Raw genomic sequence first — 14,781 nt, forward strand, 5'->3', positions numbered from 1 at the left:
CCTATTTGGCGAACTGGCAGCGGCCCGTGGGGGCAAGCGCAGCGATAGCTCGCGGGTCGCAGCCGGTCGACAGGAACATCAGCCAGTCATTGGTCGAGCCGTAGAACACATTGCGGTCGACCTCGCCGCGCACGCCCGGAACAACGCCGGTCTGCGTGTATTGCCAGAAGGTCCAGGGACGGTTTTCATAGCGCTCATGCGGCTCGGCAGCGGTCGAACGCAGCCAGAACGTGTTCGGAAAGTATTCACCCGCGAGCACATCGCGGTGGAAATTCATGTCCGTATAGATGATCGGCAATTTGCCGGTATGCCGCTCCATCACATCGAGCATCAGCCGGATTTTTTCCAGCGCATCCGCCTTGTTCGGCTTCACCTTGCAGCTCGAATGGTTGTTCCATTCCAGATCAAGCACCGGCGGCAGGGCGCTGGGATCGGCCGGCACGTTTTGCACGAACCAGTTGGCCTGTTCCGACGCCAGGGAGCACCAGGTCATGAAGTGATAGGCGCCGCGCGGCATGCCGGCATCCCGGGCACGCTGCCAGTTCACGCGGAAATTGGGATCGACATAGTCCTTGCCTTCGGTCGCCTTCATGAAGACGAAATGCGTGCCCGCGGCTCGCGCCTTGGCGAAATCGACATTTTCCTGATAGCGCGCCACGTCGATGCCCTGCACCGGCATGCTGCGTGCCCGATCGACCGCCGCATGCGGACGATTGTCACCGGGAATAGCACCATAAAGCCCGCCGCCAGCGGCGCAGGCCGCCAGGGCTGTGACCGCCAGGCCCATCACGGCATTGCGCAATAGAGCGGAAACAGGAGCGGGCAAACGGAAGGCGCGGGCCATCAATACACTCGGGTCAGAAAGACAAACTGAGCCTTTGATTCAACATGGCGCGGTTAACGGAGGTTTAGGGTAACCAATGTGGCAGCATGCATGGTTAATAGACCATTCTTTGTTCGCTCTCCGTTCTTGACTCGCCCTTTCCTTCTGCTAGCGTTGAGAGGGATTTGGGGGCATTCCACATGGTGACGCGCGTCGCGACGGTGGCGTTCCAGGGCATCGAGGCCGTGCCGGTCGATGTGCAGGTGCAGATTGCGCCGGGCCTTTCCAAATTTCTCGTCGTTGGATTGCCTGACAAGGCAGTGAAAGAATCGAGCGAGCGCGTCCGCGCCGCCCTTGTTGCCTCCGGCCTCGGCCTGCCGCCAAAACGCATCACCATCAATCTCGCGCCCGCCGATCTTCCCAAGGAAGGCAGCCACTATGATTTGCCGATTGCCCTCGGCCTGATGGCGGCCATGGGCGCCATCCCGCAGGATGCGCTCGATCGTTTTCTGGTGCTCGGCGAACTAGGGCTCGATGGGCGCCTTGCCCATGTCGATGGCGTCCTCCCGGCCGCCATTGCCGCGGCCTCGCGCGATCTGGGCATTATCTGCTCCACCGCTTCGGGTCCAGAAGCCGCGTGGGCCAATGACGAGATCGACATCGTCGCCGCCGATAGCCTTCTCGCGCTCGTCAATCATCTTGTCGGCCGGCAATTGCAGGCGCGGCCAAAACCCGTAAGGCAGCTTGTGGATGCCTCCGCCCTGCCCGATCTTGCCGATGTCCGCGGCCAGACCATCGCCCGCCGGGCCCTCGAAGTTGCCGCTGCCGGCGGCCACAATCTCCTCTTCGTCGGCCCGCCCGGCGCCGGAAAATCCATGCTGGCCGCCCGCCTGCCCTCCATCCTTCCGCCGCTCAGCGCCCGCGAACTGCTTGACGTATCGATGATTCAGTCGATCGCGGGCGAACTGGCCGGTGGCGCCCTCTCTGATCGGCGTCCCTTTCGCGCGCCGCACCATTCCGCCTCCATGGCCGCCCTTGTCGGCGGTGGGTTGAAAGTGCGGCCGGGCGAAGCGACCCTCGCGCATAATGGCGTGCTTTTCCTCGATGAATTGCCCGAATTCGGCCCCAGCGTCCTCGACAGCCTGCGTCAGCCGCTCGAAAGCGGGGAAACCGTCATCGCCCGGGCCAATGCCCGCGTAACCTATCCCAGCCGTTTCCAGCTCATCGCCGCCATGAATCCGTGCAAATGCGGCATGGCCGGCACACCGGGTCATATCTGCAAGCGCGGCAATGCCTGCGCTGCCGATTATCAGGCCCGCGTTTCCGGCCCCTTCCTCGATCGCATCGATATCCGCATCGATGTGCCGGCGGTGTCCGCGACCGACATGATCGGCGCCGCCGGCTCGGCCGAGCCTTCTTCCGCGGTCGCCAGGCGCGTCGCCGCCGCCCGCGAACGGCAGCGCCAGCGCTATGAGGCGGCCGGTGTGCCCGACATTCTCACCAATGCCGCAGCCGGCGCCACCCTGATCGAAAAGCTGGTTGAACCAGACCGCGAAAGCCAGACCCTGCTCCTGCAGGCCGCCGAACGCTTCAATCTGTCGGCGCGTGCCTATCACCGCGTGCTGAAAGTTGCCCGCACGCTTGCCGATCTCTCCGGCGTCGATAAGGTGGCCCGGCCCCATATCGCCGAGGCCCTGAGCTACCGCCTCAATTTCGGCGCCGCCTGATCTTCCGGAGTCTTTTGTTCCCATGCAACACCGCATTTCCGCCGGCGTTCTGGCCTTGCGCGACGAAAAAATCCTGCTTGTGCGCCATTTCCGTCCCGGCAAGCACGATTTCTGGGCCGGCCCTGGCGGTGGTGCCGAAGGCGCCGAAGAACTCTGGCAGACAGCTGAGCGTGAAGCCTTTGAGGAAACCGGCCTTCGCGTAAGGGCGCGCACGATGGCCTATATCGACGAGCTGGTCGACGACTGGGGCCGCATCGTCAAATTCTGGTTCCTGGCCGATTACGTCTCGGGGGAAATCGACGTTTCGGCCAATCCGGCAGAAGGCGAGAGCATCAACGAAGCCGGCTGGTTCTCGCGCGAAAACCTGCCGCAAGGATATGTTTTTCCAGAAATTTTGCGCGATCGCTTTTGGGAGGAGCTGAAAACCGGTTTTCCGGCTCCGATCAAATTGCCCCTGCGCCAGTCGATCTTCTAGAAAAATACAGGAGAGAAGCCTTGCTGCGAGGCGAACTGGTGCAGTGGAACGACAGCCGCGGCTTCGGTTTCATTCTGGCCGATGGTGGCGAACGCTACTTCGTTCACATCTCCAATATTGGCCGAATTGCCACGCGCCCACGCCAGGGCGATTTCGTGTCTTTTGCACCTGCCAAGGGGCAGGATGGGCGGCTTCAGGCCCGCTCCGTCTCGATTCTGGGCGCCAATCCCAAGCCGACCCTGGCGCAGATGCGCCGAGGGGCGGAAATGCCCGCCCATTCCACTTGGCGGGTGCCGTTGGCCGGGTTGATGGTTGTACTGATCGTTGTCGGTCTTTTGCTCGGCCGTCTGTCCTGGCCGCTTGCCGCGCTTTATGCCCTCATGGGCGTGATCTCGTTTTTCGCCTATGGCCGCGACAAGCAATTCGCCGAAACTGGCCAATGGCGCATCCCCGAGGTGACGCTGCTTGGCCTCGATCTCTGTTTCGGCGTGGTCGGGGGTTTGCTCGGCCAGGATGTCTTTCGACACAAGACACGAAAATCCGGATATGTCGCGACCACGCTGCTGATTTCAGGCGTGCATCTTCTCTGGATTGCCGGCTTTGCCGTCGGCTTCATCCCGCCCGACGTGTTTGCCGAGCTGAGAAACATCATGCCCTAGGGCTGTGTTTCACGTGAATCCGTCCGGTTACCCCTTACCCCTCATGCGCGCGGCGATCCCGCGACCAGCTATCGCGCCATTCGCGCTCCAGCACGGCCCGGCGCTTGCCAAAACGCTCCTCGGTGATGATCAGGTTGACGATGCGGTCGGTCCGAAAATTGCGAAAATCCTGTCGCAACAGGCACCAGGCGGCGATGGTCTGCTTGCCTTCGTAAAAAGCCAGGCCCACCGGCCAAAGGGTGCGCGAAGTCGCCCGCCCCTGCTCGTCCTCGTAATCGATCGTGACAGCCCGCTCCTGACGCATGGCGAGACGAATGTCACCCAGCACCGGAATGGGCTTGCGCCCGCCCCAGATGGCCACCGGCCAGAGTGCCGTATCGCTGATCCGGTCGCGCAGGTCTTCTGGTGATGCCGTCGCAATCTTGGCCAGCGCATTGCGCGCTGCCGCACCCAGACCGTCGTCCGGCTGCGTCTCCACCCATCGGGCGCCCAGCACCAGCGCCTCCAGTTCCTCGGGCGAAAACATCAGTGGCGGCAGGAAAAAGCCGGGTTTCAGCATATAGCCGATCCCCGCCTCGCCATCGATCGGCGCGCCAAGGCCGATAAGGGTCTGGATATCGCGATAGAGCGTGCGCACCGAAACGCCCTGCTCCTCGGCCAAAGCGGCGGCCGTAATCGGGCGACGATGACGCCTGAGGGCGTCCATGATGGCGAAAAGCCGTTCGGTCTTGTCCATGCATTCCCCTCCTGCAAAGGCGAATCTGGTTGCCAGATTCTTGCCCCTGAATCCATTCCTAAACATGAATTTCGTTCATGTTTTGATCTGGTCATGGGAAATGAAAAAGGCCGCATGATCATGTTCGGATCATGCGGCCCAAAAATGTCAGCTCTCGTCAGGAGCGTCAGGCGATTTCGATATCGCACCAGTGGCTATAGGGCCGTTCCGGCGTGTGGATGATGTTGGGGAAGTGCGGATTGTGCAGCGCGTCGGCCAGATTCTGGTCTTCGAGGCAGAAGCCGGCATGTTTTCCGTAATGCTTGCCATTGAGCCCCGGCACCGGAATATCGGTCCAGACGCTATTGTAGACCTGCACGCCCGGACGGTCCGACCAAAGCTTTAGCGTCAGATCCTTAGCCGGCGAAACAACCGTGGCGATCGGATCGGCATGCTTGCGGCCGGTATCGAGCACCATGCCGATGTCGTAGTCGACCGCCGCGCCATTGGCGTCGCGCATGGTGCGCTTCTGGCGCAGATCGTACTGCGTGCCGCGCGAGGGCAGGATGGCGCCGGTCGGCGCCAGATCGTCGCCAAGCAGCGTATAGGCGCTCGAATTGACCTGGATCGTGTGGTCGAGCACGTTTTCGCTGGTGCCGAGATTGAAATACTGATGCTGCACGAGACTGATCGGCGTCGCCCGGTCGGTCGTGGCGGTCAGTTCCAGCCGCAGCTTGTTTCCATGCAGGCTGTAGGTCGCGGCAAAATTGACATTGCCGGGATAGCCCATGGCGCCATCGGGCGAAAAATGTGTGAAGCGCACGGCATTATTGGCGCTGTCGGCCTGGCCCGACCAGACCTGGCGGCCAAGGCCTTCGGCCCCACCATGGAGCTGCAATTCGCCGGCATTGGGCGGCAGCTTGTAGGTCACGCCATCCACTTCAAAGCTGGCGCCCTTGATGCGATTGGCGACGCGCCCGGCCAGCGAGCCGAAATGCGGGCTGTGTTCGGGATAGGCGGCAAAATTGTCAAAGCCGAGCACGACACTGCGCTCGCCCCCGGCAACCGGCACGCGCCAGTCACGCACTGCCACACCATAGCCGATGATATCGACGGTGACGCCGGTATCGCTCACCAGTCGGAACTGGTCGACGCGCTTGCCGCCATGCTCGCCAAAGGTCGAAACGTCGATGCCCATAGACAATCCCCTCACTCGCTCGGGGCGGAGCTTTAGCGCTATTTGCCCGTGCAGGGCAACGGCGCTCTTGACCTTTTGGAATGCTCCGCAAACTGTGCGACGAGGCAAGAAGAAACGATTGCGGGGGATAGTGTGAGTGATGAAGCGGCCCGGCGGCGGGTAACGGTGCACGATGTGGCGCGCGCAGCCGGGGTATCTCTGGCGACAGTCGACCGCGTTCTCAATGGCCGCCCCGGTGTGCGCGCGACAACCACCGAAAAGGTCGAAGAGGCCATAAAAAGCCTCGGCTTCTCCCGCGATCTCAATGCCTCGCTCATGGCCCGCTCGCGTGACCTGACGGTGGTTTTCTTCATCCCCGATGGCTCCAACGAGTTCATGGATTCTCTTGCCGAAGCCGTCTCCCGCCGTGTCGGCCAGGCCCTTTCCGATCGCATGCACCTGACAACCGAGCGCATTCGCGCCCTCGATACCGGCGCCCTGGCCGCCGGCCTCGACGCGCTTGACCCACGAACCTGCGATTGCGCCGTTATCGTCACCTCCGAAGAGCCCGACATCTTGGCCGCCGTCGATTCGGCCACCCGTCGCGGCATTGCCGTCATGACCCTGGTTTCGGACCTGCCCGGCTCCAATCGCCGCCATTTCATCGGCGTCGACAATGTCGCCGCCGGCCGCACCGCCGCCTCCCTCCTCGGACGCTTTTTGCCCCAGGGCGGCACCGTCGCCGTCATCGCCGGCTCGCTGCACCTGCGCGACCATCTCGAACGCCTAGAAGGTTTTCGTCAGATCTTGTCCGCCGACTTCTCCGGCATCGAACTTGTCGGTCCGCTCGAAGGTCATGACGAACGCGGCGAAACCGAGACTCTCGTCACAAAACTGCTGGACGAACACCCAAAACTGTCCGGCATCTACAATCTCGGCGCCGGCAATGCGGGCCTCGTTGCCGCCCTCAAGAATTCCGGCCGTGCCGGAAGGCTCCGCGTCATCGCCCACGAACTGACCGCGCCCACCCGCGAGGGCTTGCGTTCTGGCGCCATCGACGTGGTGCTGGACCAGAACCCGGATGGTGAAATCCGCGAGGCCGTCGCCGCTGCCCGCTCCCTTGCGCTGGGTGCCGCGCGTCACGTCGCCACCGACCCCATTGAAATTGGCATTTTCCTGCGCGACAATTTGCGCTAAGCAGTGAGAAGCGACCCGGAGGGTCAAAACGGTCCGGTGGACCGTTTTGAGAGACGAACGCCCTGAGCCAAGCGAAGGGCCAAAATTCAACAAAGCGGTGCGCCCAAAAATGGGCTGGGAGGAGGATCGCAAATGTTCGAGTTCAAAAATGAGGTACGTGCCTCATGACTTATCTCGGCATTGATATCGGCACATCCGGCGTCAAGGCACTGCTGATCGACGAGCACGGCCGCGCCCTCGGCGACGCCTCGGCTCCCGCGGTCGAGCCCGTGCGCCCGCATCCCGGCTGGTCCGAGCAAAACCCGACCGATTGGTGGACCGCAACGCTCGCCGCCGTGGACAAGCTCAAGGCTTCCCATCCATCCGAACTCGCCTCCGTCCGCGGCATCGGCCTATCCGGCCACATGCATGGCGCGACCCTGCTCGGCAAGAATGACGAAGTTTTGCGGCCCTGCATCCTCTGGAACGACGGCCGCTCCGCCGCCGAATGCCTGGAGATGGAAGCCGCGCTACCGACCCTGCGCCAGCTGTCGGGCAATATCGCCATGCCCGGCTTCACCGCCCCCAAGATCGCCTGGGTCCGCAAGCACGAGCCGGCGATCTACGACAAGATCGCCAAAGTCCTTCTTCCCAAGGCCTATGTCCGCCTGCTGCTCACCGGCGAGCATGTCGAAGACATGTCCGACGCTGCCGGCACGCTCTGGCTCGACGTCGCCAAGCGCGACTGGTCCGACGATCTCCTGGCCGTAACCGGGCTCACTAGGGATCACATGCCGCGCCTCGTCGAAGGCTCCGCCCCCTCGGCTCAGTTAAAGCGCGACCTGGCGCAGCGCTGGGGCATGGACGGCGCCGTCATCGTTGCCGGTGGCGCCGGCGACAACGCCGCCGCCGCCTGCGGTATCGGCGCCATTCGCCCCGGCGAAGGTTTTGTATCCCTCGGCACCTCGGGCGTGCTCTTCGTCTCCAACGAACGCTTCAGCCCCAACACGGCAGGCGCGGTCCACGCCTTCTGCCACGCCATTCCCGATACCTGGCACCAGATGGGCGTCATCCTTTCGGCCACCGATTCGCTCAATTGGCTCTCGCGCATCACCGGCAAGAAGCAGGCCGAACTCTCCGGCGAAGCCGAAGCCCAGTTTACTGGACCCGGCGAAGCGATCTTCCTGCCCTATCTCTCGGGCGAACGTACGCCGCACAACAATGCCGGCGCCCGCGGGTCCTTCACCGGCCTGTCCCAGTCGACCGACACCGCCCAGATGGCCCAGGCCGTCATGGAGGGCGTCACCTTCGCCATGCGCGATTGCCAGCGCGTTCTTGCCGATGCCGGCACGAAGATCGACCGCCTGCTGGCCGTCGGCGGCGGTTCCAAGTCGGCGCTCTGGTTGAAGATGCTGGCGACCAATCTCGACATGGAAATCGCCCTCCCCGAGGACGGCGATTTCGGTGGTGCGCTTGGCGCCGCCCGCCTCGGCCTCTGTGCTGCCGAAGGGGCAAAACCCGCCGACGTCATGGCCATGCCGCCAATAAGAACGACCATCGCGCCCGACAAGAGCCTGTCGGCCGCCTATTCCGATCAATATGCGCGATACCGCGCGCTCTATCCCGCCATCGAGGAGGCACGTAAGTGACGGATTTCTTTAAGGGTATTTCCCAAGTCAAGTTCGAAGGGCCGCAGAGCAAGAACGCCCTGGCCTATCGCCACTACAACAAGGACGAAGTGATCGCCGGCAAGCGGATGGAAGACCATATCCGCCCCGCCATCGCCTATTGGCACACCTTTGCCCAGGAAGGCGGCGACCCCTTCGGCGGCCGTACGTTCGATCGTCCCTGGTTCGACAAGGGTCTTGAAGGCGCCAAGCTCAAGGCCGAAGTGGCCTTCGAATTCCTAAACCTCATCGACGTGCCCTTCTTCGCCTTCCACGATGTGGACGTGTCCCCCGAAGGCGCCACGCTCGACGAGAGCAACAAGAACCTGCGCGTCATCGGCGACATCATCGCCAAGAAGATGCAGGAATCGGGCAAGAAGCTGCTCTGGGGCACTGCGAACCTCTTCTCCAACCGCCGTTATATGGCTGGCGCCGCCACCAATCCCGATCCGGCCGTCTTCGCCTATGCCGCCGGCCAGGTGAAATCCGTGCTCGAACTGACCCACGAACTGGGCGGCGAAAACTACGTGCTCTGGGGCGGCCGTGAAGGCTACGAAACCCTGCTCAACACCAAGATCGGCCAGGAACAGGACCAGATGGCGCGCTTCCTCACGCTGGTCATCGAGCATGCCGAAAAGATCGGCTTCAAGGGCCAGATCCTGATTGAACCGAAGCCCCAGGAACCGAGCAAGCACCAGTACGACTACGACGTCGCGACCGTGTACGGTTTCCTCCAGAAGTACGGCCTCGAAAAGAAGGTGAAGTGCAATATCGAGGTCGGCCACGCCTTCCTCGCCGGCCACTCCTTCGAGCACGAATTGGCCGTTGCCTCCTCGCTTGGCATGCTCGGCTCGGTCGACGCCAACCGCAATGACCTGCAGTCCGGCTGGGACACCGACCACTTCCCCAACAATGCCGGGGAAATGGCGCTGGCCTTCTACTACATCCTCAAGCAGGGGGCCTCGGCAAGGGCGGCTTCAACTTTGACGCCAAGGTGCGTCGCCAGTCGCTTGACGCTGCCGACCTCCTGCACGGCCATATCCTCGGTCTCGATACCCTCGCCCGCGGCCTCAAGGGCGCCGTGGCGCTCATCGAAGATGGCGAGTTCGACAAGCTGCTCGACGATCGCTATGCCGGCTGGAATTCCGGCATCGGCAAGGACATTCTCGGCGGCAAGCTGAGCCTTGCTGATATCGCTGCCAAGGTTCAGGCCGAAGGCATCAACCCGCAGCCGCGCTCGGGCCGCCAGGAATATCTCGAAAACCTGGTCAACCGGTTCGTCTGATGATCCGTCCGATCGAGCCCGGCGACCGGGAAGCGTGGACGCAATTGTGGAAGGCCTATTTGGCCTTCTACGAAACCGTCCTCTCCGACGAGGTTTTTGCCTCGACCTGGTCGCGCCTGCTCGATCCCGCTGAACCCACCTGGGGCGCTTTTGCGCTCCAGGATGGCCAGCCGGTCGGCCTCGTCCACTGGCTCTATCACCGTACCAATTGGGCCATTTCCGACAACTGCTACCTGCAGGACCTTTTCGTCACCCCCGAGGGGCGCGGTGGCGGTCATGGTCGTGCCCTCATCGAGCATGTCGCCGCCGACGCGCGGACCAGAAACAGCGCGCGCCTCTATTGGAATACCCACGAAACCAACGCGACAGCGATGCAGCTCTATGATCGCCTGGCCAGCCAATCTGGCTTCGTCCAGTACCGCATGCCGCTGTCACCCTAGGATTTTGCGATGCCGCAACTGACAAATCCCATTCTGCCGGGTTTCAATCCCGATCCGTCCATCCTGCGCGTCGGCGACGACTATTACATCGCCACCTCCACCTTCGAATGGTACCCCGGCGTACAGATCCACCACTCCAAGGATCTGGCAAACTGGGACCTGATCACCCGCCCACTGACCCGCAAGAGCCAGCTCGACATGCGCGGCGATCCCGACAGCTGCGGCGTCTGGGCCCCTTGTTTGACGCATGACGGCGAAAAGTTCTGGCTCGTCTACACCGACGTCAAGCGCAAGGACGGCTCTTTCAAGGACGCACACAATTACATCGTCTGGGCCGACAAGATCGAGGGCCCCTGGTCCGATCCGGTCTATGTCAATTCCTCGGGTTTTGACCCCTCCCTCTTCCACGATGACGACGGCAAAAAGTGGTTCGTCAACATGCTGTGGGATCACCGTCGGCGCCCGCTGCTTTTTGCCGGCATTGCTCTCCAGGAATTCGATCCCAAGGCCGGCAAGCTCGTTGGCCCGATCAAAAACATCTATAAGGGCACCGACCTGAAACTCGTCGAAGGCCCGCATCTCTATAAGCGCAACGGTTGGTACTACCTCCTCACCGCCGAAGGCGGCACGGCCTATGACCATGCCTGCACTTTTGCGCGCTCGCGCACCATCGATGGCGATTATGAGACCCACCCCGACAAGCACATCCTGACCTCCAAGGACGCCCCGCTTGCGCCGCTGCAGCGCGCTGGCCATGGCGATATCGTCGAGACGCCCGAGGGAAAAACCTATCTCGTGCACCTCACCGGTCGCCCCACCACCCAGGAGCGCCGCTGCGTCCTCGGCCGCGAAACCGCGATTCAAGAGGCCTATTGGGGCGACGACGACTGGCTCTACGTGAAAAACGGCCCCGTCCCCTCGCTCCACGTCGAAGTGCCCGGCACCCGCGACGAACAAAAGTACTTCGCCGAGAAGCGCTACACCTTCGAAAATGGCCTGCCGATCGACTTCCAGTGGCTGCGCACCCCGGAAACCGAACGCATTTTTGCAACCGAAGGCGGCAAGCTGACCCTCTTTGGGCGCGAGAGCATCGGCTCCTGGTTCGAGCAGGCCCTCGTCGCCCGTCGGCAGCAGCATTTCTCCTACGATGCGGAAACCTTGGTCGATTTCGCCGCCACCGACGAACGCACCATGGCAGGCCTCACGGCCTATTACAGCCGCTACAATTTCTTCTATCTCGCGGTAACAGCCCATTCCGATGGCCAGCGCGAGTTGCTGATCATGAGTTCGGAGATGTCCTGGCCCGACGGCAATCTGCGTTTCCCTGCCGAGCCGGTGCAGATTCCCAACACCGGCAAGGTCAAGCTCGCCCTCACCATCCGCGGCCGCAAGCTGCAATTCTTCTACGCCCTTGAAGGCCAGCAACTGCAGCCCATCGGCCCCGTGCTCGACGCCTCGATCCTCTCGGACGAATGCGGTGGCCACCAGGCCCATGGCAGTTTTACCGGTGCCTTCGTCGGCGTCGCCGCCCACGACCTCAACGGCACCGCCAGCCCGGCCACCTTCGACTATTTTACCTATCGCCCCCAGCACGATCCCTCGGATCGCTATGAGGTGGATAGCCTGGTCGGTAAGGGGCAGTAGGCCCTCAGTTCCCTCTTATTCCTCTCCCCGTCGGGGAGAGGGTGGATCGGGCGCAGCCCGAGACGGGTGAGGGTTCTTCGGTCCTCGCAACCTCCTCGATCGTCATTGCCGGGCTCGTCCCGGCAATCGGCCACTCCACCGCGTCATTCCCGCGAAAGCGGGAATCTCCCGCCTCTGAAACAGAGATCCCCGCTTTCGCGGGGATGACACCGTGCTGGGCGGTGGAAATGAGATATCCATCTTATCCCCGCCCCCAATTATGCCCTCATAATACCCCCATCCAACCTCGCACGGACGGTCTGCAGACGACAGTAGCGAGGGGGCCTGCCGCGTTGGATCGTCTCCATCGCGCGTTCGGGGCTGGCCGCTTGCGACGAGCGATCAAAAGTCGCCGATAGTTCCCGCCCGAAAAAAGGGCACTCCGGAGCGGTGTCCGCTTCATCTACTAAAAAACTTCGAGGCGAATGCTGCTCCGGGGTCCGTCCACTAAAGACACCCTGCAGCAAAAGGTGGCGGGACCAAGACTCTATGGTGCCATACTATCTGTTTGCGCCCAAAGCATTCCAAAAAATCTCAAACCCGGAGAACGACTTATCTCCGCGCAGCCTTGTCTTTTCGCTGGCCGCCGCGGAATCTGGCCTCGCGTGGACAAGAGGAGCCGCAAAGAAATGAAACTGGAATCGATCGCCCTGCATCACGGCTATGAATCGGAGGCCACCACCAAGGCCGCGGCCGTGCCGATCTATCAGACGACGTCGTACACTTTCGACAACACCCAGCACGGCGCCGATCTCTTTGATCTCAAGGTCGCCGGCAATATCTATACTCGCATCATGAACCCGACGACCGCCGTGCTCGAAGCGCGCGTCGCCGAGCTTGAAGGCGGCATTGCCGGCCTCGCCCTCGCCTCGGGCATGGCCGCCATCACCTATGCCATCCAGACCATTGCCGGCGTCGGCGACAATATCGTCTCGGTCGCCCAACTCTACGGCGGCACCTACAACCTTTTCGTCCATTCCTTCCCGCGCCAGGGCATCGAAGCCCGCCTCGTCGCTCATGACGATTACGACGGGTTCGAAAAGGCGATCGATGAAAACACCAAGGCCATCTTCCTCGAATCCATCGGCAACCCGGCCGGCAATGTCGTCGATATCCAAAAGATCGCCGAAATCGCCCATCGCCATGGCGTGCCGGTCATCGTCGACAACACGGTGGCAACGCCCTACCTGACCCGCCCCTTCGACTTCTGCGCCGATATCGTGGTTCATTCGCTGACGAAGTATATCGGCGGCCACGGGACTTCCATCGGCGGCATCATTGTGGACTCAGGCAAGTTCGACTGGAAGGCCAATGCCAAGCGCTTCCCGGTCCTCAACGAGCCCGACCCGTCCTATCACGGCGTCGTCTATACCGAGGCCCTGGGGCCGGCAGCCTATATCGGCCGCGCCCGCGTCGTGCCGCTGCGCAATACCGGCGCCGCCATTTCCCCGTTCAATGCCTTCCAGATCCTGCAGGGCCTTGAAACCCTCGGCCTCCGCATCGAGCGCCACTCGGAAAATGCGCTAAAGGTCGCGAACTATTTGAAGAGCCACCCCAAGGTGCAGTGGGTCAACTATGCCGGCCTGCCGGACAGCCCCTACAATGCGGTGGCCAAAAAGATCTCGAAGGGCTCCGGCTCTGGTATTTTGTCGTTTGGCATCGAGGGCGGCAAGGAAGCCGGCAGCCGCTTCATCGACGCGCTGCAGATGATCCTGCGCCTCGTCAATATCGGCGACGCCAAGTCCCTCGCCTGCCACCCGGCCTCGACCACCCATCGCCAGCTTTCGGCCGAAGAGCTGAAAAAGGCCGGTGTCTCCGAAGACCTCGTCCGCATTTCGGTCGGCATCGAGCATATCGATGACATCATTGCCGATATCGAACAGGCTCTCGCCAAGGCGTGATCACAATTTTCCCGGGCGGGGGCGACAAGCTCCCGCCCGGGGCGTAGGCTTTACGTGTTTAGCGGTCGCAGTCTCTGCGTCTCGCGCCGGTTATGCGCAATTCGCATCTCTGCGGCTTCCTTGCACGAGGAGGTTCTGCCATGGCCCATATGCATGTCATGACCGGCGCCGGCGACAAGCTGGATATGCCCGTCATCCAAACCATCACCACTGCCGATCTGATGATTGCCCTTCGGCGCGGCGCCGAGGATTTTTGGGCCAAGCCCAGCCACTATGTCGTGCTGATGCTGATCTACCCCATCATCGGCATCGTCCTCGCCGTCTGGATGAACGGCTTCTACACCTGGCCCCTGCTCTATCCCCTGATTGGCGGTTTTGCGCTCATCGGGCCGGTCGCGGCGCTGCCGCTCTATGAAATCTCGCGGCGGCGCGAAATGGGCGAAGACCCGTCCTGGCGCGATGCCATGAACGTCATCCGCTCCCCCGCTATCGGCAGCATCATCGCCGTCGGCGCCATGCTCTTCGTGCTCTTCACCCTTTGGCTCACCAGCGCCCAGGCGCTCTATGAAAGCCTCTTCGGCTCCACGCCCCCGCAAAGTTTCCAAGGGCTCTTCACTCAAGTCATTTCCGAACCCGGCGGCATGACGCTGGCCATTATCGGCACTGCCGTCGGCGCCTGCTTCGCCCTCGTCGTGCTTTGCACTTCCGTCGTCGCCTTCCCGCTGCTGCTCGATCGCGATGTCGGCGCCTATGTGGCGGTGGAAACCTCGTTCAGGGCGGTGATGCGCAATCTTATCCCCATGCTCGTCTGGGGTGTTATCGTCGGCGTGTCGGTCTTTGTTGGAGCTCTTACCCTGTTTGTGGGTCTCGCGGTCATTCTGCCCATTCTGGGTCACGCCACCTGGCACCTCTATCGGCAGACGGTCGCTTCTGCCTCGATGATCCGCGACATGCCGCAGGCATAAACAACCGGGGCAAAGCCCAAGCGAAGGAGTTGGCTTCTTAACCTCAAGGTCTTAATCTCAGCGCTTCCTTTGCCCCGAATTAGCCGAG

General features: G+C 62.2%; 12 protein-coding genes and 1 pseudogene. 10 read left to right on the forward strand and 3 right to left on the reverse strand.

Annotated features, from left to right (window positions below; translation table 11 throughout):
- Nucleotide 1: 1 nt before the first annotated feature.
- Entirely contained in the window at nt 2–844 is an 843-nt protein-coding gene (locus NVV77_RS11840) for a GH25 family lysozyme (protein WP_295413346.1), read from the reverse strand.
- Between the two features lie 179 nt (nt 845–1,023).
- On the opposite strand from NVV77_RS11840, the gene NVV77_RS11845 reads away from it, so the two are divergent.
- From NVV77_RS11845 to NVV77_RS11855, 3 genes are read left to right on the forward strand one after another with little or no spacing between them, the layout of a single operon-like run.
- Nucleotides 1,024–2,550, forward strand: a complete 1,527-nt coding sequence (locus tag NVV77_RS11845) for a YifB family Mg chelatase-like AAA ATPase (protein WP_295413349.1) — start codon at nt 1,024–1,026, stop codon at nt 2,548–2,550.
- Between the two features lie 22 nt (nt 2,551–2,572).
- A complete protein-coding gene (locus tag NVV77_RS11850; RefSeq protein ID WP_295413351.1) occupies nt 2,573–3,025 on the forward strand; it encodes an NUDIX hydrolase in 453 nt (150 codons plus the stop codon).
- Nucleotides 3,026–3,045: 20 nt separating this feature from the next.
- Nucleotides 3,046–3,684, forward strand: a complete 639-nt coding sequence (locus NVV77_RS11855) for a DUF1294 domain-containing protein (protein WP_295413353.1) — start codon at nt 3,046–3,048, stop codon at nt 3,682–3,684.
- Nucleotides 3,685–3,718: 34 nt separating this feature from the next.
- Here the strand turns inward: NVV77_RS11855 and NVV77_RS11860 are convergent, their stop codons facing one another.
- Nucleotides 3,719–4,420: a YafY family protein gene (locus tag NVV77_RS11860; protein ID WP_295413355.1), complete on the reverse strand. Its 702-nt coding sequence runs from the start codon at nt 4,418–4,420 to the stop codon at nt 3,719–3,721.
- 166 nt (nt 4,421–4,586) lie between these two features.
- Complete coding sequence (locus NVV77_RS11865; RefSeq protein ID WP_295413361.1) at nt 4,587–5,597, reverse strand: aldose epimerase family protein; 1,011 nt, start codon at nt 5,595–5,597, stop codon at nt 4,587–4,589.
- Nucleotides 5,598–5,729: 132 nt separating this feature from the next.
- Between NVV77_RS11865 and NVV77_RS11870 the strand changes: the two genes are divergently transcribed.
- The 7 genes and pseudogenes from NVV77_RS11870 to NVV77_RS11900 all read left to right on the forward strand — a co-directional run bounded on the left by NVV77_RS11870 (nt 5,730) and on the right by NVV77_RS11900 (nt 14,693).
- Nucleotides 5,730–6,773: a LacI family DNA-binding transcriptional regulator gene (locus NVV77_RS11870; protein WP_295413363.1), complete on the forward strand. Its 1,044-nt coding sequence runs from the start codon at nt 5,730–5,732 to the stop codon at nt 6,771–6,773.
- 164 nt (nt 6,774–6,937) lie between these two features.
- Nucleotides 6,938–8,401, forward strand: coding sequence for a xylulokinase (gene xylB / locus NVV77_RS11875; RefSeq protein WP_295413366.1), 1,464 nt, complete (start codon nt 6,938–6,940; stop codon nt 8,399–8,401).
- Nucleotides 8,398–9,704: pseudogene (gene xylA, locus NVV77_RS11880) on the forward strand (xylose isomerase). Before xylB ends, xylA begins: the two are co-directional and overlap by 4 nt.
- Nucleotides 9,704–10,144 (forward strand): GNAT family N-acetyltransferase, encoded by a 441-nt coding sequence (locus NVV77_RS11885; RefSeq protein ID WP_295413368.1) that lies wholly within the window; start codon nt 9,704–9,706, stop codon nt 10,142–10,144. Before xylA ends, NVV77_RS11885 begins: the two are co-directional and overlap by 1 nt.
- 9 nt (nt 10,145–10,153) lie before the next feature.
- On the forward strand, nt 10,154–11,788 hold the full coding sequence (locus NVV77_RS11890) for a glycoside hydrolase family 43 protein (protein WP_295413371.1): 1,635 nt from the start codon (nt 10,154–10,156) through the stop codon (nt 11,786–11,788).
- Nucleotides 11,789–12,456: 668 nt separating this feature from the next.
- On the forward strand, nt 12,457–13,728 hold the full coding sequence (locus NVV77_RS11895; protein ID WP_295413373.1) for an aminotransferase class I/II-fold pyridoxal phosphate-dependent enzyme: 1,272 nt from the start codon (nt 12,457–12,459) through the stop codon (nt 13,726–13,728).
- A gap of 140 nt (nt 13,729–13,868) precedes the next feature.
- Nucleotides 13,869–14,693 (forward strand): DUF2189 domain-containing protein, encoded by an 825-nt coding sequence (locus tag NVV77_RS11900; protein WP_295413375.1) that lies wholly within the window; start codon nt 13,869–13,871, stop codon nt 14,691–14,693.
- The last annotated feature ends 88 nt before the right edge of the window (nt 14,694–14,781 follow it).

This window comes from Devosia sp., assembly GCF_024707125.1.
GTDB lineage: Bacteria > Pseudomonadota > Alphaproteobacteria > Rhizobiales > Devosiaceae > Devosia.

Coding starts and splice junctions, on each gene's coding strand:
- NVV77_RS11885 (WP_295413368.1), top strand. CDS start 9,704: ATGATCCGTCCGATCGAGCCCGGCGACCGGGAAGCGTGGACGCAATTG.
- NVV77_RS11845 (WP_295413349.1), top strand. CDS start 1,024: ATGGTGACGCGCGTCGCGACGGTGGCGTTCCAGGGCATCGAGGCCGTG.
- NVV77_RS11850 (WP_295413351.1), top strand. CDS start 2,573: ATGCAACACCGCATTTCCGCCGGCGTTCTGGCCTTGCGCGACGAAAAA.
- xylB (WP_295413366.1), top strand. CDS start 6,938: ATGACTTATCTCGGCATTGATATCGGCACATCCGGCGTCAAGGCACTG.
- NVV77_RS11860 (WP_295413355.1), bottom strand. CDS start 4,420: ATGGACAAGACCGAACGGCTTTTCGCCATCATGGACGCCCTCAGGCGT.
- NVV77_RS11890 (WP_295413371.1), top strand. CDS start 10,154: ATGCCGCAACTGACAAATCCCATTCTGCCGGGTTTCAATCCCGATCCG.
- NVV77_RS11840 (WP_295413346.1), bottom strand. CDS start 844: ATGGCCCGCGCCTTCCGTTTGCCCGCTCCTGTTTCCGCTCTATTGCGC.
- NVV77_RS11865 (WP_295413361.1), bottom strand. CDS start 5,597: ATGGGCATCGACGTTTCGACCTTTGGCGAGCATGGCGGCAAGCGCGTC.
- NVV77_RS11900 (WP_295413375.1), top strand. CDS start 13,869: ATGGCCCATATGCATGTCATGACCGGCGCCGGCGACAAGCTGGATATG.
- NVV77_RS11895 (WP_295413373.1), top strand. CDS start 12,457: ATGAAACTGGAATCGATCGCCCTGCATCACGGCTATGAATCGGAGGCC.